Annotated in this window: 10 protein-coding genes; 6 read left to right on the top strand and 4 right to left on the bottom strand. The window is 70.6% G+C overall.

The window, feature by feature from the left end; genetic code table 11:
* Positions 1-16: 16 nt before the first annotated feature.
* Genes ACIHFE_RS24675 through ACIHFE_RS24660 form a run of 4 tightly spaced genes read right to left on the bottom strand, consistent with a single transcriptional unit; the run spans position 17 to position 12,406 of the window.
* Positions 17-3,169 carry an amino acid adenylation domain-containing protein gene (locus ACIHFE_RS24675; protein WP_400109672.1) on the bottom strand — a complete coding sequence of 1,051 codons (3,153 nt, stop codon included), beginning with the start codon at positions 3,167-3,169 and terminating at the stop codon, positions 17-19.
* Positions 3,166-5,445 carry a type I polyketide synthase gene (locus ACIHFE_RS24670; protein ID WP_400109670.1) on the bottom strand — a complete coding sequence of 760 codons (2,280 nt, stop codon included), beginning with the start codon at positions 5,443-5,445 and terminating at the stop codon, positions 3,166-3,168. Before ACIHFE_RS24670 ends, ACIHFE_RS24675 begins: the two co-directional genes overlap by 4 nt.
* A complete protein-coding gene (locus ACIHFE_RS24665; protein ID WP_400109668.1) occupies positions 5,442-11,168 on the bottom strand; it encodes an amino acid adenylation domain-containing protein in 5,727 nt (1,908 codons plus the stop codon). Before ACIHFE_RS24665 ends, ACIHFE_RS24670 begins: the two co-directional genes overlap by 4 nt.
* Complete coding sequence (locus tag ACIHFE_RS24660; protein WP_400109666.1) at positions 11,165-12,406, bottom strand: MFS transporter; 1,242 nt, start codon at positions 12,404-12,406, stop codon at positions 11,165-11,167. Before ACIHFE_RS24660 ends, ACIHFE_RS24665 begins: the two co-directional genes overlap by 4 nt.
* A gap of 340 nt (positions 12,407-12,746) precedes the next feature.
* On the opposite strand from ACIHFE_RS24660, the gene ACIHFE_RS24655 reads away from it, so the two are divergent.
* The 6 genes from ACIHFE_RS24655 (at position 12,747) to ACIHFE_RS24630 (ending at position 24,105) form a co-directional block, all read left to right on the top strand.
* On the top strand, positions 12,747-14,723 hold the full coding sequence (locus ACIHFE_RS24655) for an aminotransferase class III-fold pyridoxal phosphate-dependent enzyme (protein ID WP_400109665.1): 1,977 nt from the start codon (positions 12,747-12,749) through the stop codon (positions 14,721-14,723).
* Positions 14,716-18,741 carry an amino acid adenylation domain-containing protein gene (locus ACIHFE_RS24650; RefSeq protein WP_400109663.1) on the top strand — a complete coding sequence of 1,342 codons (4,026 nt, stop codon included), beginning with the start codon at positions 14,716-14,718 and terminating at the stop codon, positions 18,739-18,741. The genes ACIHFE_RS24655 and ACIHFE_RS24650 overlap by 8 nt, the downstream gene beginning before the upstream one ends.
* Positions 18,742-18,758: 17 nt before the next feature.
* On the top strand, positions 18,759-21,941 hold the full coding sequence (locus tag ACIHFE_RS24645) for an amino acid adenylation domain-containing protein (RefSeq protein WP_400109661.1): 3,183 nt from the start codon (positions 18,759-18,761) through the stop codon (positions 21,939-21,941).
* Complete coding sequence (locus ACIHFE_RS24640) at positions 21,938-23,197, top strand: cytochrome P450 (protein WP_400109659.1); 1,260 nt, start codon at positions 21,938-21,940, stop codon at positions 23,195-23,197. Before ACIHFE_RS24645 ends, ACIHFE_RS24640 begins: the two co-directional genes overlap by 4 nt.
* Positions 23,198-23,214: 17 nt before the next feature.
* Positions 23,215-23,574, top strand: coding sequence for a nuclear transport factor 2 family protein (locus ACIHFE_RS24635; protein WP_400109657.1), 360 nt, complete (start codon positions 23,215-23,217; stop codon positions 23,572-23,574).
* A gap of 96 nt (positions 23,575-23,670) precedes the next feature.
* Complete coding sequence (locus ACIHFE_RS24630; protein ID WP_400109655.1) at positions 23,671-24,105, top strand: hypothetical protein; 435 nt, start codon at positions 23,671-23,673, stop codon at positions 24,103-24,105.
* Positions 24,106-24,287: the final 182 nt, after the last annotated feature.

The raw sequence follows: 24,287 nt of genomic DNA, 5'->3' as shown, positions 1-24,287 counted from the left end.
GAACTGCTGCTGCTCGTCATCGATCAACGGAAGCCTCCTGGAGAAGTGTGTCAATGATCTTTGCCTGGGCGCGGATCGACGGAGCGTCGAAGAACGCCGGGATGGGGAATTTCACCGCGAAGGTGCGCCGGATGCGGGAGACGATCTGCGTGGCGCGCAGCGAGTGGCCGCCGATCTCGAAGAAGTCGGTGTCCAGGCCGATGTCGTCCCGCTTCATCACCTCGGCCCACAGCGCCGCCAACCGCTCTTCGGTGGCGGTGCGTTGGTCCGGGGCCGGCTCCGCGGGAACCTCCTGGCGGGAGGGACCGGGCAGTGCGGCGCGGTCCAGCTTGCCGTTGGCGGTCAGCGGGAACGCGTCCAGCGAAATGATCCGCGAGGGGCACAGATAGTCCGGCAAGGTGGCACGGAGGAACTCCCCGAGCTCCTCCTCGGAGGGGGAACGGCCCTCCCGGGGAACCACATAGGCGGCCAGCTCCCTGTCCCCGGGGCCGGTTTCACAGGCGATGACGACGGCGTCCCGCACGGTGGGGTGGCGGCGCAGAACGGCCTCTATCTCGCCGGGTTCGATGCGATGACCGCGGATCTTCAGCTGCTGATCGGCACGTCCCAGGTAGTGCAGATTGCCCTGGGCGTCCCAGCGGGCGAGATCACCCGTGCGGTAGAGACGACCGCCCGGCGGACCGAAGGGATCGGGCAGAAACCTCTCCGCGGTCAGCGCGGACCGGCCCAGATAACCCCGGGCCAGCCCGTACCCGGCCACATACAACTCCCCCCGGACACCCACCGGCACCGGCCGCAGATCCGCGTCCAGCACATACGCCCGGGTGTGGCCGATCGGCCTGCCGATGGGCACCGCGGTCGCTTCCGCCGGGAGGTCGCGGGGGATTTCATAGCAGCAGGCGAAGGTGGTGCTCTCGGTGGGCCCATAGCCGTTGATCAAGGTCGTCTCCGGCAGCCGGGCGAGCGCCCGGCGCACATGGCCGGGCGACAGAGCCTCGCCCCCCACCAGCAGCCGGCGCAATGGCCGCCATTCCTCCGGCCCGGAGTCGACAATCCCGTTGAAGAGGGCCGAGGTCAGCCAGGCGGTGTCCACTTGGTGGTCGCGGATGGTCGCGAACAGGCTGTGATAGTCGGGCACGGTGTCGCCGTGGAGCACGCAGGCGGCACCGTGGGCCAGCGCACCCCAGATCTCAAAAGTCGAAGCGTCGAAGGTCACGGGCGCCGCGGCCAGGATCCGCCGGTCCGGGCCCAGTTGTGGCCCGTCCAGGCCGAACACCAGCCGGATGACGCTGCGATGGCTGGTCATCGTGCCCTTGGGGGTTCCGGTGGACCCCGAGGTGTAGAGCACATAGGCAAGGTTCTCGGGACGCACGTCCACTTCAGGTGCCTGGGACGGGAGCCGGTCGCCCTCTTCCCCCTGCTGTCCGGGTTCGACGATGGTGCGTCCGGCCGTGACGGCATCCGGCAGGATGCCCCGACGGGTGATCACCACAGAGGTGCCCGAGTCCTGGAGCATATGCGTCAGCCGCGCGGCGGGGTAGGCCGCGTCCAGGGGGAGGTAGCCGGCCCCGGCCTTGAGCACCGCCAGCAGAGCGACGATCAGTTCGGGCCGGCGCGGCAGGCAGACGGCCACCGTCCGGTCCGGGGTCACGCCCTGCGCCAGCAGCCGGCCGGCCAGCCGATTGGCGGCCGTGTCGAGCTGCGCATAACTCAGCGTCCCGGCGGCGGAGACCACGGCGGGCGCATCGGGGGTGCGGGCCGCGTGCTCACTCACCAGGTGGTGCAGGCACCGGTCCTGGGGGATGTCCCGTTCGGTGCGGTTCCAGTCCAGGGTGACGGTGCGCCGTTCGTCCTGCGACATCATCGGCAGCCGGCCCAGTCGGCCGGCGGGATCCTCGGCCACGGCGGCCAGCAGCGTCCGGTACTGCTCCAGCCAACGCCGTGCGGTGGCGGAGGAGTACACACCACCGTCGTAAATCAGGTCGAGGGACACCTCCCGGCCGGTCTGCACCGCGGTCAGGGTGAAGTCGAACGGGGTGCCGGGCAGGGCGTCCATGGACACCGGCCGCGCCTGGATCCCGGGCCCGAAGTCGGCCGGTATGCCCTCGCGTTCCATGTTGAAGACCGTGGTGACCAGCTTGGAACGCCGGGGCTCCTGGGCCCTGAGCCCCTCGGTCAGCCGCTGCAGCGGATAGCCGGCGTGCTCATTGGCGCCGAGCACCTCCGTGCGCACCGCCTCGAGCAGCGCGTCAAAACGCTGCCGCGGATCGTAGACCGGGGTGCGCAGGCACAGGACATTGGCGCAGTGGGCGACCAGCTCGCGCTCTTCGGCGGAGCCACGGTTGAGGTACGAGCTGCCGATGACCAGGTCGTCCACGCCGCTGACCCGGGAGGCGAACACCCGGAACGCCGCCAGCATGGTCATATACAGCGTCGCCGAGTGACGGGCGCTCAGCCGGCGCAGGTCCTGAACCAGGCCCTCCGGCAAGGGTATGCGCATATGGCCCGCTTCACCGGCGTCAGCCGTGGGGCGCGGCTCGTCCGGCGGAATCCGGAACTCCGGGAAGCCATCGGAGAACTTCCCTTCCCAGTAGGCCCGTTCGGCGGCGAACGCGGCCGACTCGGCCCGGGCCGCCTGGCGTTGACTGTGCGCGGCAAGGCCCGGGGCCGGGGGCAGGTCGTCGTCCTTGCCATGGTGGCGGGCCCGGTAGAGGGAGCCGAGATCGCGCAGCAGCACATCCCCGCCCCACCCGTCGGCGACGATGTGGTGGTGGGTGATGACGAGGTGATGCCGCTGTTCACCCAGCCGCAGCAGGGTGCAGCGCAGCAGCGGTGCCCGTTCCAGGTCGAAGACGCGCTGCCGCTCGGCGGCATACCACTCCCGCACCATGGCGTGCTGCCGGTCGGGGGCATAGTGGGCCAGGTCCACCAGCGGGACGTTCACCACCAGCCCGTGGTGTACGCGGACTTCGGTGCCGTCGTGGAAGGAAGAACGCAAGGACTCATGCCGCTCGACCAGGGCGTCGACCGCCTCGACGAGCGCTGTGACGTCCAGCGGGCCGGTCAACTCAAGGGATATCGGGCAGACATACGCGCGGCCTGCGGCATCGCCGAAGCCGCTGGCGAGCCAGACCTCACGCTGCTGGTCGGTCGCCCGGATGGTCTTCATAGCGAGAGCTGCTCTCTGTTGTGATCCTGGCGGGAGGAGAGAAACGCGAGCTGGGTACGCATGAGCTGGAGCTGGTCGCGGAGAACGGTCCTGGGATCGCTCGCCTCGGAGATCTCCGGCTCGGCCGCCAGCCAGTGCCGCTCACGTTCGAATGGATAGGTGGGCAACGGAATGCGGCGGCGGTGCTCGTCCCCGGGCATCGTCGACGGAGCGCCGGCGGCGCCCTCGGTCCACAGCCTGCCCAGCGCGGTCTGCAGACCGGCCCATGCCTGGGCCGCGGTCCGGCCGTGCAGCGGTATGGCACACCCGCCTCCGCCGGGTTCCCCGGCCCCGCCGATCACCACGGTCAGCGGGCCGGGCTCGATGGCCTCCGCCAGGGCACCGGTCCGGTCGTTCCGGTTGTTCAGCAGAGCGTGTACCGCTTCCGCCGGGCGCAGTGCCCCGGAGTGGCATGCGGCGGCATGGCGGCCCACGCCATCACCGCTCACCGCCCGCGGCCGCACTCCCCAGGCGGTGAACTGCCTGGCCAGGGCCGTCTGCACGGCGAAGAGCAGCAGGCGGCCGTCCTGCTGGACGTCCTGGCCGGTCTCGGTGCGTACCACGGTGGCCAGTTCGGCGAAATCGGCGGCGAAGGACGGTGACAGCCGGGAGAGTTGGACGGCCAGCTCCGGGTCCGGTCCGGCAGGGTCCGAAGGGCCGTCGGAGAAGAAGAAGTCGACGGGGGGAGCCTCGTCCCGGGCGTGGCCCCGGTACGCCTCCTTCGCCGACAGCACCCGGACCGCCTCGGTCGCATCGCCGCAGACCACCATGGCACGGTGGGGAAGGACCCGTCGTCCGACCCGGAGCGTATGGGCCGCGTCGGCCAGGCGCACACCCGGATTGTCCTGGAGGAAGGCCGCCGTCCGGTCCAGCAGCCGGTCCAGGGCGGCAGGGGTGAGTGCCGACAGCAGAAGCAGTTCGTCCGCTCCGCCGCCGTCGGCGGGGGTGGTGGCCGGTGCCTCCTCCAGCACCAGGTGGGCGTTGGTGCCGCCCATGCCGAAGGAGCTCACGCCGGCCCGGCGGGGGGCGGCGGTGCGGAGCCAGGGCGTGGCGGTGGTGACGACGGAGAACGGGGTGTTCTCGAAGCCGATCCGGGGGTTGGGCTCTTGGTGGTTCAGGCTGGGCGGAATGAGCTGGTTCTCCAGGGCGAGCACGGTCTTGATCAGCCCGGCCACCCCGGCCGCGGCGTCCGCGTGGCCGATGTTGGTCTTCACCGAGCCGAGCCGGCACCAGCCGCGCCGGTCGGTGTGGGTGTGATACGCGGCGGTGAGGGCGGCCGCCTCGATCATGTCGCCCAGCGGGGTGGCGGTGCCATGGGCCTCGACATAGGAAATGCTCTCCGGATCCACGTCGGCGATCTCCATCGCCTCCCGGATGACCGCGGTCTGCCCCTCCACGCCGGGCGCCGTATAACCCACCCTGGCCGCACCGTCGTTGTTGACGGCGGATCCCAGGATGACGGCGCGAACGGTGTCCCCGTCGGCCAGCGCCGCGGCCAGCGGCTTGAGGACGACCACCCCCACCCCGCCGCTGGGCACCGAGCCGCTGGCGTCCTTGTCGAAGGCTCGGCAGTGTCCGTCGAGCGAGCTGATGCCCTGTTCGGGAACATAGCCCGTCTCCTGCGGGACGCGCAGCGAGACACCGCCCGCCAGGGCCAGGTCGCACTCGCCGTTGAGCAGGCTCTGGGCGGCCAGGTGGACCGCGACCAGCGAGGTGGAGCAGGCGCTCTGCACACTCATGGCCGGGCCCCGGAGGTTCATCCGGTAGGCGACCGAAGTGGCCAGGAAATCCTTGTCGTTGCCGAGTTCAAGGCGCCGGTGGGGAATCCGGTCGCGGAGCCCGGGAGTGGCCTGGATCCGTCTCAGGTAGGCGCTGGACGCCTGTCCGGCGAAGACCCCGACCGACCCGGGGTAGCGCAGGGTGTCATAGCCGGCCGATTCCAGCGCCTCCCAGGAGCACTCCAGGAAGAGCCGCTGCTGGGGGTCGAGAACGGCGGCGTCCCGTGCGGTGCAGCCGAACAGGGCGGCGTCGAACCGGTCGATGTCCGCTACCACCCCGGCCGCGTTGACGGTCCGGGAGTCCGGGGCACCGCTCCCGGGAAACCGTGAGATCGATTCCACCCCGGAGCGCAGATTGGCCCAGAAGCCTTCCGCGTTCCGCGCACCGGGGTAGCGGCAGGCCAGTCCGATGACGGCGATCCGGCCATCCGGTTCGGCCGTCTGCTCCTGTGTCGTCATCGCGTCACTTCCCCGTCCGGTGATCCTGCACGTCTGGTGCGCCGCCCTCGGGCGGCTCTTCGGGCCGCGGCCCGGTCGGTACCCGCCTGGACGGCCGCCTCGGTGGCGGGCCGGTCCTCCAGGTAGCGGGCGAGCGCCCGGATGGTGGGATGACGGAAGACCGCCACCAGCGGGAACTCGGGTGACAGCGCGCGGAGTTCGCTGTGCAGCCGCACGGCCAGCAGTGAACTTCCGCCCGCGTCGAAGAAGTTCTCATCGGCTCCGATGCCCTCCCGTCCCAGCACCCGCGACCAGACGGCGGCCACCGCCTCCTCGGGGCCGCTCCTCGGCGGCGTGGCCGGTGCCTCGGGGCCGCTGGGGCGGGCCCGGCGCAGGGCGGCCTGGTCGACCTTGCCGTTGCGGGTGAGCGGGATGCTCTCCAGCCAGGCGTACGCGACCGGAATGGCATGCCCGGGAAGGAACCCGCGCAGGAAGTCGCGGAGCGCAGCGTTGTCCGGAGGGGTGACGCCCGGGGCGGCGACGGCATAGGCGGTCAGCCTCGGCTCCGCCGCCGCCTCGGTGTCCACCAGCACCACGGCCTGACGGACCGCCGGGTGCCGGCGCAGGGCGGCCTCGGTCTCCCCGGGCTCCAGCCGGAAACCCCGCAGCTTGACCTGGCCGTCCTTACGGCCGAGGAATTCCAGGACGCCGTCCTGCCGGTGACGGACCAGGTCCCCCGTCCGGTAGAGCACCGCGCCGGGGACCCCGCTCCAGGGGTCCGGGAGAAAGGTTCCGGCGGTCGCTCCGGGGCGGTGCAGATAGCCCCGGGCCACACCATGGCCGCCGATATAGAGCTCGCCGGGCACGCCCGGGGGCACCGGTTCCATCCGGTCGTCCAGTACCAGGAGCCGGGTGCCGGCGACCGGGCGGCCGATGGGCAGCGCCCGGCCGTCGTCCGCGAGGTCGGCGGGCGTGCAGGCGTGCACACAGCAGCCGACCACCGTCTCGGTGGGGCCGTACTCGTTGTGGACCTCGCATGGTGCGCCCGACTCCCGCCAGCGGCGCAGCACATCGGCGGTGAGCTGTTCCCCGCCCACGATCAGGGCCTTGGGCCAGCGGATCTCCGCACCTGTCCGCTGCCGGTCCAGCAGCGTCCTCAGGTGGGAGGGGGTGACCTTGAGCAGGCCCGGCGGCTGTTCCCGGTCCAGCAGCGCCATGCCCGCCTCCGGGTCTTCGGCGAAGCCCGGCAGCAGTTCGGTGGTGCCGCCGCTGATGAGCGGGACAAACAGCGGGGTGACGGCCATGTCATAGGCGGCCGAGGTGGCGACCGGAGCGGTGCCGTCGGCGCCGCCGCGGTAGGCGGTGCGCGCCCACCGCAGATAGTTGGCCAGGCCGCGATGGGTGACCGCGACTCCCTTGGGACGCCCGGTCGAGCCAGAGGTGTAGATCACATAGGCGAGGGAGTCCGGATGCGGATCCGGCAGGGGCCGCCGGGCGGGCGGGTCATCGGCCTCCGCGCGCACCTCGACGCGAGGCACGGCGAGCTCCTTGGGCAACCGGCTCCGGGTGGTGTCGGTGACGATGACCGCGTGCGCGCCCGCGTCGGCAAGCAGCGCGCCGGTGCGCGCGGGCGGATGCCCGGGGTCGAGGGGCAGATAGGCGGCGCCCGACTTGAGCACGCCAAGGAGCGCCACCAGGAGGTCCGTGGCGCGGGGCAGACAGACGCCGATGACCGTCTCGGGTCCCGCCCCCTGTGCGCGCAGCCGGTGGGCCAGCCGTTCGGCGTCGCGCTCGAGTTGTGCATAGCTCAGCCGGCCGTTCCCGGCGGTCACGGCCACCGCGTCGGGGGTGCGCCGGGCCTGCTCGGCGAAGAGCCGTGGCAGGGCCGGGCCGGCGAGCCCGGGGCCGCCGTCCCCCCACCGCGTCAGCAGCCGGTCCCGCTCCATGGCGTCCAGGAGCGGGGCTTGGAGGACATCGCGGTCCGGTTGGTCCAGCAGCTCCTCCAGCAGCCGCCCGTAGTGCCGGGCCATGCGCTCGGCGGTAGGCGCTTCGAAGAGGTCGGCGTTGTAGTCCAGTTCACCGCTGAGGCCGCCGTCCTCTTCTTCCCAGAGGGCCAGCGCGAGGTCGAACTGGCTGGTTCCGGTGTCGGTGTGCATCAGTTGCGCGTCAACCTCGGGCAGACGCGGGAGCGTCCGGCCCATGGTGTGCAGATTGAAGGTCACCTGGACCAGGGCCGGGCGGTCGAGCGTCCGGCTGAGCCGCATCTCCTCGACGATCCGCTCAAAGGGGACGTCCGCGTTGGCCAACGCGCCGAGCGTGGTCTCGCGGACCTGCCCGACCAGTCGCCGCAGGCCGGGGCGGTCGCCGAGATCCACCCGCAAGGGCACCGTGTTGACGAAGGGGCCGATCAGTTGCTCGGTGCGGGGTGGTCTGAGCGCCGGGGAGGTGCCGATGGCCAGGTCCCGTTCGCCGCTGTACCGGCCGAGGAGCGCCGCGAAGGCCGCGAACAGCACCATAAAGGGGGTGGCGCCGCCGGCCCGCCCGAAGGCGGCGGCGCGGGCGGCGAGCGCGGGGGGCAGGCAGAAGCGCACCCTGCCCCCTCGGAAGGACATCTCCGCCGGTCGTGGCCGGTCGGTGGGCAGCTCCAGGACGGGCGGCAGTCCGGTGAGCCTCTCGCGCCAGTGGGCGAGCTGCCGGTGGTGCTCCTGGTCGTGCATCCGGTCGCGCTGCCAGACGGCGAAGTCGGCGTACTGCACGGGCAGTTCGGGGAGCCGGGGCTCCTGGCCCAAGCGGAAGGCCCGGTAAGCCACGGTCAGCTCGTCGAAGACGACCGGCATCGACCAGGCGTCGGCCAGCGCGTGGTGCAGCACCAGCAGCAGGATGTGCTCCCGCTCACCGGTCCTGAGCAGTGTGGTGGTGAGCAAGGGGCCCTGGGCCGGATCGAAGAGCTGTCGGCTGAGCTCCTCGATGCGCCGGGTCACGGCCGGGGCGGCCGCCTGCCGGCAGTCCTCGATCACCAGGCCCGCTCGCGGCCCACCGGTCTCCCGCTGCACCAGCCGGCCGTCTTCCTCGGTGAAGACGGTCCGCAGGATCTTGTGCCGGGACACCAGGTGAGCGATGGCCTTGCGCAGGGCCGGCACATCGAGGTCGCCGCGCAGGCGCAGGGCCGTGGGCAGGTTGAACAGGGGTGTGCCGGGCCGTAGTTGTTCCAGGAAGCACAGTCGCTCCTGGAGGAAGGAGGCAGGCGAGGGGCGTCGGGGGTCGCGCGGGATGACTCCGGACGGGGCGGCGGGGTCCGGCCGCCGGGCGAGCGGACCGAGGCGGGCGGCGAGGCCCTCGATCGTCGGATCGGTGAACACGGCCCGGACCGGCACCCGGATGCCCAGCCACTCCTGGATCCGGGCGGTCAGCCGCGCCGCGAGCAGCGAATCACCGCCCAGCGCGAAGAAGTCGTCGGTGACACCGGCCTGACCGGTATCGAGCAGCTCGGTCCACAGGCGGTGCAGCTCCCGCTCCAGCTCGGTGCGTGGTGCCTGCCCGGCCGCGCCATGGCTGCGCTCGGGCTCCGGCAACGCCGCCCGGTCCACCTTTCCATTGGGGGTGAGCGGCAGCCGGTCGAGGAGCATCAGATCGGCCGGGACCATATATCCGGGCAGACGCGCGCGCAGCCGTTCCCGAAGCTCGTCCATCAGCGCCCCGGGATCCGCCGGCGGCTCGGCGGGGACGGCGTAGCCCACCAGCCGGGGGTGCCCCTGGGCGCCCTGCCGTACGGTCACCACGGCGTCCCGCACGGTGGGGTGGCGGCGCAGAACGGCCTCTATCTCGCCGGGTTCGATGCGATGACCGCGGATCTTCAGCTGCTGATCGGCACGTCCCAGGTAGTGCAGATTGCCCTGGGCGTCCCAGCGGGCGAGATCACCCGTGCGGTAGAGACGACCGCCCGGCGGACCGAAGGGATCGGGTAAGAACCTCTCCGCGGTCAGCGCGGACCGGCCCAGATAGCCCCGGGCCAGCCCGCACCCGGCCACATACAACTCCCCCCGGACGCCCACCGGCACCGGCTGAAGTTCGGCGTCCAGCACATACACCCGGGTGTTGGCCACCGGCCGCCCGATGGCGGGCGAGAGGTTGCCGTCCGGGGCCCCGTCGGTCCCGCGGACGACCTCACCGAGGCTGGCGCAGACCGTGGACTCGGTGGGCCCATAGGCGTTGATGAACCGTGGCACCGCCGCCCAGCGGCCGGGCAGATCGGCCGGGCATGCCTCGCCCGCGGAAACCACGACCCGAAGGCCGGGCAGGCCCGCCGGGTCCAGCTGGCTGAGGACCGACGGGGGCAGGGTGACATGGCTGATGCTCCGCGCGTGCAGCAGCTCGGCCAGCGCGGGTCCCCCGCCGGCCTCTTCCGGTCCCGCCAGGACGAGTTCGGCACCCGCCGACAGCGCCATGACGATTTCCCACACCGATGCGTCGAAGCATGGCGAGGCGAATTGCAGGACCCGGTCTTCGGGCCGGACGTCCAGACAACTTCCCTGCGCGACGGCCAGGTTGACCGCGCTGCGATGGCTGATCGCGGTTCCCTTGGGGCGGCCGGTGGAACCGGAGGTGTAGATGACATAGGCCAGGCTGTCCGGGTGGCCGGTGCGCGGCAAGGGGCCGGCCGAACGCCCTGCGATCGCCTGGCGGTGCCGGCCGAGGTCCACCACCGGCAGCCCCGCGGCGAGTCCGGCCGGCAAGGCGTCATCAGCGGTGATCAGCGCACCGGCCCCGGAGTCGCTCAGCATGTAGCGCAGCCGGTCGTATGGGTAGGCGGGGTCCAGCGGAAGATAGGCGGCGCCCGCCTTGAGTACCGCGAGCATGGCGACGGCCGATTCGACGCGTCCTCGGGGCAGACAGACCGCGACCGGAGTCTCGGGGGACATCCCCTCCGCCAGCAGATGGCGTGCCAACCGGTTTGCCTCCGCCTCGAGTTCGCCGTAGGTCAGCGTTCCGGCAGGGCCGGAGACGGCCGGCCGGCCGGAGGTCAGTGCGGCATGCCGGGCCACCGGATCGTGGAGGAGCCGGTCGCCGGCCGGTGGCTCACCGGCGGTGGCGTTCCAGGAGTGCAGGAGCGCCTGGCGTTCCCCGGCCGGCAGCAGGGGAAGCCGGAAGACCGGTCGGCCGGGATCCTCGGCCACGCCTTCGAGCAGCGTCAGCAGGCGGGCGATCATCCGCTCCGCCGTCTCCTCGGCCACCGCACCGGGCCGGTGGACCAGGGTGGCGGTGAGATCACGGCCCTCCGGCCGGAACCACAGACCGAGGTCGGAGGAGGCCGGTTCAAGGGGGCCCGGCCCGTCCTGGGCGGCTTCGGTGAAGATGCATTGGGCGTGCACCAGCGGTGAGTCGGAGTCCTGCTCCGCGACTTCGCGCACCAGTTGTCCCAGGGACACGCCTTGGACCGCCATGTCCCGCAGCCGGGCGTCGGTGGTGCGCAGAGCCTCGGTGAAGCGAGGAGCGCCGGAAAGGTCGACGGTGACACCGAGGGTGGCCGGCGGCGTGTCCGGTGCCTGGTGCGGAGTGCCTATCAGAATCCGGCGCTGTCCGTGGTGCCGGGCCAGCAGTACCGCGAAGGCGGTGAGCAGCACCGGGAAGAGGCCCGCGCGGCCGCCGACGGCGCTCAGCCTCGCCACGAGGCCGGCCGGCAGCGTCACGGCGGCGCGCGGTGCCGCCTGGCCATGGTGCGGCAGGGACTGTTCAACGTCACTCACACGGGATCCTCTGTCTTTCCGACGGAGACCGAAACGGCTTCGGCCTCCGGCCCGTTGGACAGCCATGCGGTGGAAACGATCAACAGCAGGGTGCCCACGGAATAGAGCGAAGCCACGACGGCGAAGGGAATTCTGGGGTCAAAAGCCGAGAACGCGGGGCCGGTCATGGTGAGCGCGGACGCGCCCGCCACCAGAGTCAGGGTCATAAACGCTGACATGGACTGCGGACGCAGGCCCGGCGGAGTGCGCCCGGTCTGCAGTGCCGTGGTGGGCCCTTCGATGAATCCCATGAACAACCCACCGAGGCAGAGCACACATCCAAAGGTCACCGCATGCAGATCGATCACGGCGACCCACAGCACCAAGGACTCCGCGACCGCACCCACGATCATGAGCCTTATGGGCTTGAGGACCTTCATCAGGGGAAGGACCGCAGCATTTCCCGCGACCGCCCCCACACCGAATACCGCCAGCAATATACCCACGACACGCGGATCGTCATCGTAACGAGAGAAGGCCAGGATGGGAACGGCGGCGAAGACACACTGCCAGGCCATCTCGAACCCGATATTGGCCACGGTCCACAGCCGCAGCACGCGATCCTGCCACAGGAACCGAATTCCCGCGAAGAATTCACCCCGGCCGATGGTGGCCGGCGGGACCTTACCTGCCTTTACAAACAAGGAGATCAGGAGGAATGACACCAGGAAACTGGCCGCGTCGATCCACAGTGCCTTCTGCGCGCCGAAGGCGGCGACCAGGACACCGCCGAGCGGGGCACCCACCAGAAGAGTCACTCGATTCGCCGTGACCAACAGGGTGTTGGCCCGGGCCAGCAGACGTTCGTCCTCGCCGACAATCTCCGGCAACAGAACCCGCTGGGACGCGTAATAGGGCGTAAAGAAGCCGCCCATCAGGAACACCAGCACCAACAGCACCGGCAGCGTAAGCCAGTTCAGCCAGTGGAGCAGCGGCACCGAGGCGACCAGCACGGCTCGTGTGCCATCCGCCAGCCGCATAAAGCTTCGCGTGCCCAGCCGGGCGGCGAAGGCCCCTCCAGGTATCCCCCACAGCGCCATGGACAGCATTTGAACGGCCAGCACAAGGCTCATCCGCCCTACCGAACCTGTGGTCGCCAGAACAAACCACGGCAGGGCAACCCGGGTCACCAGGGACCCGGAGACCGAAACCATCTCGGCAGCCAGTAACGCTAAGAGGGGTCCTACATTCCTGGACATGTTCAATACATATGCGGCGGGTCTCGGCTCAGTCAAGGGAATACCAAGCCCGATGTGATCCAAACCACAGGCGTCACGGGCAAGTTGGGCCGCAGGCAGCCCCTTCATCCCTTTTGGCACGGCGCGGCGACTGCGCACCCTTCACACCGAATCCATGCTCTTCATGAGTCATTGCGTGTGACAGGGATCGCTCTTTCTTTACACCGGCACCCTTCCTGGGCAAGCATGAGACGTCTTGCGTCACAACCATAATCGCCGCCCTGCCCCCACGAATTGAAGGCGAGGCTCCGAGAAATTGTCGAACCTGGACAGCGAATCACAGGTATCACCCAAAAGCGACATGGTGACCATCCCGGCGGAAATCACAGAGACCCTGCGCAAGTTATTCGGCGAGCTTCTCGGCCTCCCCGCCGCAGAGGTCCCCCAGGACGTGTCCTTTATCGAGCTGGGCGCGGACTCCCTCCTCCTGGTGGAAGCCACCGAGGTGATCGAGGACCGGCTGGGCATCGATGTGCCGTTCCGGGACCTGCTCGGCCAGCACTCCGACATCGCTTCGCTGGCCGGATACGTGGCCGCACAGGGCGGCGGAGTCAGAACTGTCACACCTTCGCCGGTACCGGATGACCTCGCCGGCCGGGAAATCCCCGGTCCGGATGGCATCGCCACACCGGACAACATCTCCGCCGAGCCGGCCGTCCCGGCCCTTCCGCCTCTTGCCGACAGCGGCCAGGAGGAGGACACCCGGCTCGAACGCGACATCATCGCCCTCCAATTGGAGGTGATGAGGGAGCAACTCGAAGTTCTCCAAGGGTGTTCGGCCCGCACCGCGCCACCGGCCCGGATCACACCGCGCCAGGCGGTGCTCCCCCCGGCCGAGGAACCACCGGTGGCCTTGGGCCCTTATCAGCCGCACCGGAGGCAGCACGGACGAGAGCTCACATCCGACCAGCTCCAGCATGTGAAATCTCTGATCACCTCCATCGAGGAACGCACCGCCGGCTCCAAACGGCTCGCCGCACTGCACCGGCCGACTCATGCGGACAGCAGGCTGTCCGCCGGATTCCATGGCCTGTGGAAGGAGATCACCTATCCCCTGGTGGCGGACCGGGCCGACGGATCCCGCATCGTCGATGTCGACGGCAATGAATACCTGGACATCTCGATGGACTTCGGCGTCAACCTCTTCGGCCACAACCCGCCGTTCATCCGCGACGCCATAGCGGACCGGCTCGCCCGGGGGATTCCGCTCGCTCCCTACAACACCGAAGCGGGAGCGGTTTCCCAGCTCATGGCGGAGCTCACCGGCCTGCCCCGGACCGCCTTCCAGAATTCCGGTACCGAGGCGGTCATGGTGGCCATCCGGGCCGCGCGTACGGTCACCCGCCGCCGGAAGATCCTGATCTTCTCCGGTTCCTACCACGGCACCTTCGACGGTGTCCTCTCCCGCAGGTCCAGCGATCCGGCCCAACCACCCGGCACGGCCGTCCCGTTGACCCGCGGCACGCCGCCATCGATGTCCCAGGACGTCATCATCGGCGAATTCGCCGACTCCTCCGCCTTTGACGTCATCGCCGCCCATGCGGACAGTCTGGCGGCCGTCGTGGTCGAGCCCGTGCAGAGCAGAGTGCCGCAGGTCCAGCCCTTCGCCTGGCTCCGCGAACTCCGGGAAGTGACCAGCCGGCTGGGGATCGCGCTGATCTTCGACGAGGTGATCACCGGATTCCGGCTGCACGCCGGAGGAATGCAGGCGCTCAGCGGAGTGCGGGCGGATCTCGCGGTGTACGGCAAGGTGATCGGCGGCGGCATGCCCATCGGCGCCGTCTCCGGCAGCGAGCGATTCATGGCACCCATCGACGGCGGCCTCTGGCAGTACGGCGACGACTCCTGGCCCAGCGCCGAGACCACGGTGTTCGCCGGAACCTTCTCCAAGCACCCGCTCGCCATGGCCGCCGCACACGCCGTGCTGACCCGCGTCAAGGAGGAGAGCCCGCGGCTCCAGGACGAGCTGAACGCACGCGCCGAACGGCTGCGGACGACGCTCAACGCGGCCTTCGAACAGGACCGGACCCCACTGCGGGTGGAGCGGGCGGGCTCACTCTTCCGGTTTGTCTTCGGGCGCGGCTTCGGCTATCCCGACCTGTTCTTCCACCATCTGCTCAACCGCGGCATCTACGTCTGGGAAGGGCGCAACTGCTACCTCTCCACGGCGCATACCGACGACGATCTGACACTGATCACCGACGCGGTGCTGGGAACCGTCGCCGACCTGGCCGCGGCCGGATTCATCCACGCCGAGCACGGCGGAGCCGATGACTGACCGCATCCAGGGCGAACTGGACGCCGCCCGCCGGGAACTGGTCCGCAGGCGGCTGCGCGAGCGGGCCGCCGGCACCGTCCCGGCGGCACCCGCCAGGGCCCATACCCAGGAGCGGCCGGTGCTGTCCTCGGCCCAGCAACGGATCTGGTTCCTCGACCGGCTGCTGCCCAGCGGTTCCGCCTACCACGTCCCCGCCGCCTACCGCGTGCGAGGCCCGCTCGACGCGGCAGCGCTCGACCGGGCGCTGCGCACCGTGGTGTCCCGGCATGAGCAGCTGCGCACCCGCTTCGCCGAGGCGCACGGCCGCCCCTACCAGATCGTCGACCCGGTTCCCGAACGGGTGCTGCGCCAGGAGAGGTTGACCACCACGGAGGGCCGGACGACCGTCGAAGCACTGTGTGCCGAGGAAGCGGTCGCCCCCTTCGATCTGACGGCCGGGCCGCTGCTGCGCGCCCGGCTGGTCACGGTGGCCGATGACGATCACCTCTTCCTGGTGACGGTGCATCACAGCGTCTTCGACGGCTGGTCCGCCGGGGTGTTCGTCCGCGAACTGTCCGAGGCCTACGCCGCACATCTGCGCGGCGCCGAGCCTCGCCTTCCCCAACTTCCATTGCGCTATACCGACTTCGCGGCGGAGCAGCAGGAAAGGCTGCGCACCCCGGCCATGGAGCGCCAGGCCGCGTACTGGCGCCGGCAGCTCGAGGCGGTACCGGCACTGGAGTTGCCGGCCGACCGGGCCCGGCCGCCGGCCGCCACCTACCGCGGTCTCCATGTGGACTTCGAGGTGCCCGGCCCGACGGTCAAGCGGCTGCGGGAGCTGGCCGCGGCGAGCGGCACCACTCCCTTTGTGGTGACCCTCGCCGCCTTCCAGGGACTGCTGGCCCGGCACTCCGGCGCCGATGACATCGTGGTCGGCACCCCGGTCAGCGGACGCACCCGGTCCGAACTCGAGCCAATGATCGGGTTCTTCGTCAATACGCTGGCCCTGCGGACCCGGCTCGCGGACGACCCTCCGTTCAGCACGCTGGTCAACCGGCTGCGGGATACCGTGCTGGACGCCCACGCCCATCAGGATCTGCCCTTCGAGCAGGTGGTGGACGAGGTCTCCGCATCCCGCGACCTGAGCCGGAACCCGATATTCCAGGTCTGGTTCGGCCTGCTCAACCAGGGTTCCACGGGCGAACTGGACCGGCTGCGACTGGCCGGAACGGAGGTGACCGAGGTCCCGCTGGACGAGACCACCACCCGCTTCGACCTCGAACTCCACCTCTATGACCCGGGTGAGGACCGTCTCTCCGGCAAACTCATCGCCGCGCGGGACCTGTTCGACGCCGGCAGCGCGCACCGGTTCGTCCGGCACTACCTGCACCTGCTGGACGCGGCGGTCGAGGAACCCTCGCTGCGGCTGTCCCGGGCGCCGCTCGCGGATGCCGGGGAGTGTGACGCCGCCCTGGCGGCCGGGATCGGGCCCGAGCAGCCCTTCGAAGCGGAACTCACCGTCGGGGAGCTCTTCGAACGGCAGGCGGCCGCCACTCCCCACGCCACCGCGCTGATCAGCGGCGAGACCGCGATGACCTATGCGGAACTGAACGAACGGGCCAACCGGCTGGCCTGGCTGCTGCGCGAACGCGGTGTGGGTCCGGAAACCGTGGTGGGACTCTGCCTCCGGCGGGGCCCCCATATGCTGATCGGCCTGCTGGCCGTGGTCAAGGCGGGTGGCGCCTATCTGCCGCTGGACCCCGGGACCCCGCCCGAGCGGCTGCGCCATATCCTGGCCGAGGCCGGCGCCCTGCTGACGGTGACCCAGTCGGAGCTGGCCAAGACCGTCCTGGCCGAGGAGCCGGTGATCTGTCTGGACACCGAACACACCACGATCGGCCAACGACCCGCCGTCAACCCACCACGCACGGCCGGTCCCGGCAATCTGCTCTATGTCATCTACACCTCGGGCTCCACCGGCCGCCCCAAGGGCGTGATGATGACCCACCGTCCGCTGCTCAACCTGATCGCCTGGCAGCTTCGCCGCACCTCGGCGGCCGGCCCGACGCTGCAGTTCTCGGCCATCAACTTCGATGTGTCCTTCCAGGAGATGTTCACCACCTGGGCGGCGGGCGAGCGGGTGGTGCTGCCGTCCGAGGACCAACGCCGCGACCCCGAGCAGCTGTTGTCCCTCATGGCACGGCACGGGGTGCGCCGGCTGCATTGCCCGCCCCCGGTGCTGGAGCAGCTCGCCGCCGCGGCGGCGCGCACCGGAGGACCACTGCCTCCCCTGCGCGAGATCGTGCCGGCCGGGGAAGCGCTCAGACTGGGTGCCGTCATCCGTGAGCTGGCGGAGCGCCTGGAGACACCGGCCATCGACAACCACTATGGGCCGACCGAGGCCCATGTGGTGACCGCGCACCGGATCACCGGAGCACCGGCCGGCTGGCCGGCGAACCCGTCGATCGGCACCCCGATCGCCAATGTCCGGGTGCGGCTGCTCGACCACCAGCTGGTGCCGGTTCCGCCGGGGCTGCCGGGCGAGGTCTATCTGTCCGGTGTCTGCCTCTCCCGTGGCTATTTCCGGCAACCGGGCCTGACCGCCCGGGCGTTCCTGCCCGACCCCTTCAGCGATGAGCCCGGGGCACGCATGTACCGCACCGGGGACCGGGCCCGGCTGCGGACCGACGGCACCCTGGAGTACCTGGGGCGCATCGACTTCCAGGTGAAGATCCGCGGATACCGGATCGAGCCGGGGGAGGTCGAGGCGTCGCTGGCGGAACTGCCCGGTGTGCGGCAGGCGGTGGTGACCGTCACCGAAGCCGGGGCGGGCGGTCTCCAACTGTCCGCCTATGCGACCAGGATGCCCGGCGCCTCGCCGGCCCCCGCCGAGCTGATGAAGGGTCTCCGGCAGCGGCTGCCCGGCTATATGGTCCCGGCCTCCGTGATCGTCCTGGATGAGCTGCCGCTGACCCTCTCCGGCAAACTCGACCGCGCCCGGCTGCCGGTGCCGGACCAGGCGAGCCGGAGCGGTGTGGCACCCCGTGATGAGGCGGAGCGTGCCATCGCCGAGATCTGGCGCCGGGCGCTGAAGACCGAACACATCGGCGCCCACGACAACTTCTTTGAACTCGGCGGCCATTCACTGGCCGTTCCCCAGGTCGTCCACGAGGTCCGGCAGCACTTCGGCGTGGACCTGCCCCTGCGTACCATGTTCGACCGGCCGGTCCTGGCGGACTTCGCCACCGCCGCTCGCGAGGCGGGTGCCACGGCCACCGGGGCGCGGACCCCGGTGGCCTTCCGGGGCCTGACCCGGCCGGCGCCGGGCCGAACTCAGCTGTTCTGCCTGCCGTTCGCGGGCGGCACCCCGCAGTCCTTCGACGCCTGGCTGCCGGAGTTCCGCGCCCGGTACGACGTCCAGGTGGCGCTGCTGCCCGGACGCGGCGCGCGCTTCGGGGAGCCGATGCCCCGCTCGGCGGCCGAGGTGGTACCGGACCTCGCCGAGGAGATACGGCCTCATCTGGGGTCCTCCTTCGTCCTGTTCGGCCACAGCATGGGGGCCCTGCTCGCCTATGAGCTGGCCCGCGAGCTCCTTCGCTCCCATCGGATCTCCCCCGCCTGCCTGGTGGTCTCCGGGCAGTCCTCCCCCCAGCACCGCGACCCCGAAGGACTGCACCGGCTGCCTCCCCGGGAGATGCTTCGCGTCCTGGCGCGGTTCGGTGGCGTCGACCCCGGCCTGTTCGACCAGCCCGAACTGCTGGACCTGGTCCTGCCCACGCTCCAGGCCGATGTGGCGATCGCGGAGACCTATCGGCATACGCCCCGGCCCGTGCTCGACTGTCCGGTCCTCGTCTACGGGTCGGCGGACGACCCGGGAACCACCCCGGCCGCGCTGGCCGGCTGGCGTGAGACCACGACCGGACCGGTGGAGACGGTGATCCTGCCGGGCGGTCATTTCCACTTCAACACCGACCCCGGGGCATTCACCGCCGACCTGCTGCGCAGGCTCGGCGAGCGGCTGCCCGGGGAGCCGCGGTGAGTCTGCCAGGAGAATCGATGAACACCGACGCCAGACGGACGCCGTCCTACGGCCAGCAGCGGCTGTGGGTCACGGAGAAGCTGCACCCCGGGCTGCCCGCCTACACCATCACCCATGACTTCCGGTTGCGTGGTCCGCTCGATGTGGCGGCGCTCGGCCTGGCCTTCCGTCATGTGGTCGGCCGGCACGAGGTGCTGCGGTCCCGGTTCGGAGAGGAACAGGGCACCCCCCATGTGCTGGTGGGCGCCGAGGACTCCTTCCGGCTGGAGTTCGAGGACCTGTCCCATCATCCCGACCCGCTCCGGGCGGCCGGGGAACGGGCCGGTGCGGAGGCGGCCAGAGTCTTCGACCTGTCACAGGGGCCGCTGTTCCGGGCCGGCCTGGCGCGGCTCGGCACCGATGACCACATACTGCTGCTCACCGCCCATCACAGCGTCTTCGACGCCTGGTCCCTGGACGTCCTGGCGCGGGACCTCTCCGCCGCCTACCGGGCCCTCGCCGACGGCCGCCGTCCGGAGCTGCCGGAACTGCGGCTCAGCTACGCGGAGTTCGCCGCGGAGCAGCGCGACCGGCTGTCCGGTGAGATCCGCGCGGAGTATGTGGACTTCTGGCGCGGCCATCTGGGTACCGAGCCCCAGCCACCGGAGCCGGCCGGTGACCGGCAGCGCCCCCAGGTGCCCAGCCACCGGGGGGATGTCGTGGAATTCACCCTGGACGAGGAACTCACCACGGAAGTGGGGGCGTTGGCCCGGCGCCACCACGCCACACCGTTCATGGTGCTGCTGGCCGCCTACCAGGCCGTGCTGTCCCGCTGGGCGGGCACCCGCCAGGTCATCGTGGGCTGCCCGTCCGCCGGCCGTACCGAGCCGGAACTCGAGGACCTGGTCGGCTACTTCGTCAATGTCCTGCCCCTGCGGGCCGACCTGACCGGCTCCCCCACCTTCAGCGAGCTGATCGCCCAGGTGCGGACGGCCCTGCTGGAGGCGTTCTCCTGGCAGGAGCTCCCCTTCGAGCAGCTGGTGGAGGAGCTGGGCCTGCCGGGCCGGCTCGACGGCGGTTCCCTCATCCAGAACACCTTCCAGCTGCTGCACACCGATCCGGACGGACAGGGCGGCCCCTTTTCCCTCCCCGGGATCGAGGCCACTCCCTTCGCCGATGCGACCAAGGCCACGCGCTTCGACATCGAGATGCACCTGCTCGACCGGGGACAAGCCGGGCTCACCGGCTATCTGGTCTATGCCACCGACCTCTTCGACGCCGCCACCATGGACCGGTTCGTCCGCCACTACCGTGCGTTTCTGGCGGCCGTCTGCGCCGATCCGGACGCCCAGGTCCACGACATACGCATGCTGGGAGCGGACGAGGAGCGGCTGCTGGCCGGGATCAACGCCACCGATCGGCAACTCCCCCCGGTCCAGGACGTCCTGGAGCGTTTCGAGGAGGTGGTCCGCCGCAACCCGGAAGCCACCGCCGTGGTGTCGGGACCGGACCGGCTGACCTATGCCGTGCTGGACGCCCGGGCACAGTGCCTCGCCGCCGAGCTCCGGCGCCAGGGCCTGGGCACCGAGCGGGTCGCCGGGGTGCTGCTGCCGCGCGGCGTGGACCTGGTGGTGTCCTGGCTGGCGGTGCTCAGGTCGGGAGCGGCCTGTCTCCCGCTCGATCCCCGGCTGCCGCGGGAGCGCATGGCCTTTATGCTCCGTGATTCCGGCGCCCGGCTGATCCTCACCGACGCCGGTTCCGCCGGTTCGGTACCCGGCGGGGTGCCCACGCTGCTGGTGGCCGAGCACCAGCGGGGGAAGCCGTCCGCTCCCCGGCCGGCGGCCGGCTCCCCGCCCGGCGCCCTGATGCACCTCATCTACACCTCGGGCTCCACCGGCCGGCCCAAGGGGGTGGCGATCGAGCGCCGGTCCTTCGCCAACCTGTTGGACTGGCACCTCCGCGAAACCGGTCTCGGCCCCGGCGACATCACCACCCAGGTGGCCAACGTCTCCTTCGACGCCGCCGGCTGGGAGATCTGGTCCGCGCTGCTCGCCGGCGCCACTGTGCACTTCCCGCCGGATGACACCGTCCCCTCGGCCGAGCGCCTGATCGAGTACTTCAGGGAGACCGGCACCACGGTCGCCTTCGCCACCACCGCCATGGCGGAAGAGCTGGTGAGCCATCCCCTCCGCGAGCTCACCGGGCTGCGCACCGTACTGACCGGCGGGGACCTCTTCCGCCCCCAGCCGTCACACGCTCCCGGCGTGCCCGTGCTGAATGTCTACGGCCCCACCGAGACCACGGTCCTGGCGACCGCGTCCCGGCTCGAACTGCCCCAGCGGGACACGGGCATCGGACGGCCGATCGACAACGTCCGCGTATATGTGCTGGATGACCGGCTCAGACCGGTGGGCGTCGGCCTGCCGGGCGAGATCTGTATCGCCGGGGCCGGACTCGCCAGAGGCTACGTGGGTGCCCCCGCGATGACCGCCGAGCGCTTTCTGCCCGACCCCTTCGCCCCGGCGCCCGGCGGCCGCCTCTACCGGACCGGGGACCTGGGCCGCTGGACCTCCCGGGGCACCCTGGAATTCCTCGGCCGGGCGGACCGGCAGGTCAAGATACGCGGCTACCGGGTGGAAACCGGGGAGGTCGAGATCGCCCTGCGCGCGCTGCCGGAGATCCGGGACGCGGCGGTGGGAACGGCCCGGATCTCGGGCGTACCGCGGCTTATCGCCTGGTACGTCCCCGAAGACGGCCAGGACCCGGCCAGGGGAGAGCTCCGTACCCGCCTCAGCGGCACCTTGCCCGAATACATGCTCCCCGATGTCTTTGTTCCACTGCCGGGGATGCCCATCACCACGTCCGGAAAGATCGACCGCAAGTCCTTGCCGGTTCCCGATGGGACCGGCGCGGAGTATGTGGCGCCCCGGGACGAGTGCGAGGCCGCCCTGGCCCAGTTGTGGGCGGACGTCCTGGGGCTGCCACGGGTGGGCGTCGAAGACGACTTCTTCGAGATCGGGGGCCACTCACTGATCGCCACCCGTATCACCTCTCGTATCACCGACCTCTTCGGCGTGGACGTCTCCCTGCGCGCGCTCTTCGAGAGGCGCACGGTCGCGGCGCTGGCCCGGCTGGTCGAGGAACAGGTGGCGGCCGAGGTGGCGGAGCTGTCCGAAGAGGAGCTCCTCGCCGAGCTCAGGACTTCCGAGGAGCGGCAGTGAGGAACGAAGCCACCGGCCAACTCCCGCAGACGGTGGACCTGACCGATCCCCGGACCTTCGACGGCCGGGACCTGACCGCGTTCTGGCGACGGCTCAGGGACGGCAGCCCCGTCTGCCGGCACCCGGAGACCGCCGAACGGCCGGGATTCTGGGTGGTGTCCCGCCATGCCGACATCCTGTCCGTCTACCGGGACAGCGCCTCCTTTGGCTCGGCGGGCGGAAATGTGCTGACCACCCTGGTCTCCGGCGGGGACTCGGCGGCCGGATTTATGCTCCCGGTCACCGATGGCCACCGTCACCGCGAACTACGGAAGATCATCCTGAGGGCGTTCTCCCCGCGCACCCTGGACCATATCTCCGGGCGAGTGCGGGACCACACCCGTCGGCTGATGGCGGCGGCCGTGCGGCGCGGTGAGTGCGATTTCGCCACGGACATCGCCTCCCGCATCCCCATGAACACCATCGCCGACCTGCTGGGCGTCCCCGAGACCGACCGCGGCCAGCTGCTCACCCTGACGAAGTCGGCACTGAGTTCCGACACCCGGAACGCCGATGAGCGCGACGCGCTCATGGCACGCAATGAAATCCTGCTGTATTTCGGTGAGTTGCTGGAGGAGCGCAGAAAGCGGCCCGGCGGCGATGTGATCAGCATGCTCGCCGAGGGCGAGATCGACGGGCAACCGCTGACCGAGGACGAAATCGTCCTCAACTGCTACAGCCTCATCATCGGAGGCGACGAGACCAGCAGGCTTTCGATGATCGACGCTGTCCATGCGCTCTCCCGCGAGCCGGAGCAATGGCGCAGGCTCCGCGAGGGAACGGTCGAACTGAGCAGCGCGGTCGAGGAGGTGCTCCGGTGGGCCTCCCCCACCATGCACTTCGGCCGGACCTGCCTCGCCGACACGGAGATCGCGGGTGTGCGGATCCGGGCCGGGGACCTCATCACGCTCTGGCACAGCTCCGGAAACCGCGACGAGAGGGCCTTCGACCAGCCCGATACCTTCGCCCTGGACCGATCGCCCAATAAACACCTGGCGTTCGGCTATGGCCCGCACTTCTGCCTGGGAGCCCATCTCGCCCGGGTCGAGATCTCCGAACTCCTCTCCGCCCTCCGGGACTTCGCCCAGGACTTCGAAACGGCCGGGAAACCGCAGCGGATCCACTCCAACTTCCTGACCGGCTTCAGCCGTCTGCCGGTCCGCTTCGAGCCGGATCCGGCCGGCCTGGAGCACCACGCGAGCACGGCGACGACCTGAGACGGAGCGTGAACCCTGTGTCCCCAGTCGCGCTGGCCAAGGTGCGCGAGTACTACCGATTGGTCGATTCCCATGACATACCGGGGCTGGTCAGCCTCTTCGCCGACGATGCCAGTTACCACCGCCCCGGTTACCGGCCCATGCGGGGGCGCGCCGCCTTGAACGCCTTCTACTCCGGTGAACGCGTCATCGTCCGGGGCAGGCACACCATTGTCACCACCGTCGCGGAAGCCAACCGGGTGGCCGTGAACGGAAGGTTCGAGGGAGTCCTCAAGGACGGCAGCGAAGTGTCGCTGGAGTTCGCCGACTTCTTCCTGCTCGACGAGGACCAGCGCTTCGCCCGGCGCGAGACGTATTTCTTCGCTCCGCTGGTCTGACGGGGGTGACGCAGGTAACACCCCGGTCCCGCAACGGCTTCGGGGAGTACGTCGTCTTCGCCGCCGATGATCACTTTCCACATCGGGGGAAACGCAATGAAGCAGGGTCTGAACAGCGGTGTGCGCAAGGGCCGCCGGGTCGCGGTCATCGGTGCCTTGGGGGTGGCGGCGGTCGCCCTGGCGGCGGGTCCCGCGGCCGCCAAGAGCAGCATCTCGGTGAGCGCCTCGGCGCACACCGCGCACGTCGGCGCCACCGTGCAGGTCCGTGGCCAGGGCGGCGATGACAGCGCCCGTCTGGAGCTCCTCTGCCTGCAGGAGCGCACCGCCGTCAAGGCGGGCCACTGGAGCGACTGGAAGTCCGTCAAGTGCGTGGAAGGGACGCGCAACGTCAAGGCGGCCACCAAGGTCAAGGTGACCAAGCGCGGCGCGGTCCAGTTCCGTAGCGCGCTCTACAAGCTCAAGAGCTGGCACGACCAGCACCCGGTGCGGGACGGCATCTCCGCGCCGACCACGGTCAACGTCCGCGGCTGAGGCCGCCGCACGCCGTCCCGGGGTGGCCTCCGCCCCGGGACGGCGCTCCACTTCGGTGAGCCGGCGGGGTTCACGGCACCCCCGTGGCCCGGAACCCCCCCGGGCCCCCCGGGGGGTGGGTCCCGGGGGGGGGGGCCACCCCCCGGGCCGCAAAGCGGGTTGGGGGCCCTGGGGGGGGGGCA

This window comes from Streptomyces sp. NPDC052396, from assembly GCF_044593195.1.
GTDB lineage: Bacteria > Actinomycetota > Actinomycetes > Streptomycetales > Streptomycetaceae > Streptomyces.
The sequence above is the reverse complement of the archived record's forward strand: the minus strand, read 5'-3'. Positions and strand labels throughout refer to the sequence as shown.

What these genes read in the sequence shown, in the direction of transcription:
- ACIHFE_RS24675 (WP_400109672.1), bottom strand. Translation starts at nt 3,169, where the DNA reads ATGAAGACCATCCGGGCGACCGACCAGCAGCGTGAGGTCTGGCTCGCC.
- ACIHFE_RS24670 (WP_400109670.1), bottom strand. Translation starts at nt 5,445, where the DNA reads ATGACGACACAGGAGCAGACGGCCGAACCGGATGGCCGGATCGCCGTC.
- ACIHFE_RS24660 (WP_400109666.1), bottom strand. Translation starts at nt 12,406, where the DNA reads ATGTCCAGGAATGTAGGACCCCTCTTAGCGTTACTGGCTGCCGAGATG.
- ACIHFE_RS24655 (WP_400109665.1), top strand. Translation starts at nt 12,747, where the DNA reads ATGGTGACCATCCCGGCGGAAATCACAGAGACCCTGCGCAAGTTATTC.
- ACIHFE_RS24650 (WP_400109663.1), top strand. Translation starts at nt 14,716, where the DNA reads ATGACTGACCGCATCCAGGGCGAACTGGACGCCGCCCGCCGGGAACTG.
- ACIHFE_RS24645 (WP_400109661.1), top strand. Translation starts at nt 18,759, where the DNA reads ATGAACACCGACGCCAGACGGACGCCGTCCTACGGCCAGCAGCGGCTG.
- ACIHFE_RS24630 (WP_400109655.1), top strand. Translation starts at nt 23,671, where the DNA reads ATGAAGCAGGGTCTGAACAGCGGTGTGCGCAAGGGCCGCCGGGTCGCG.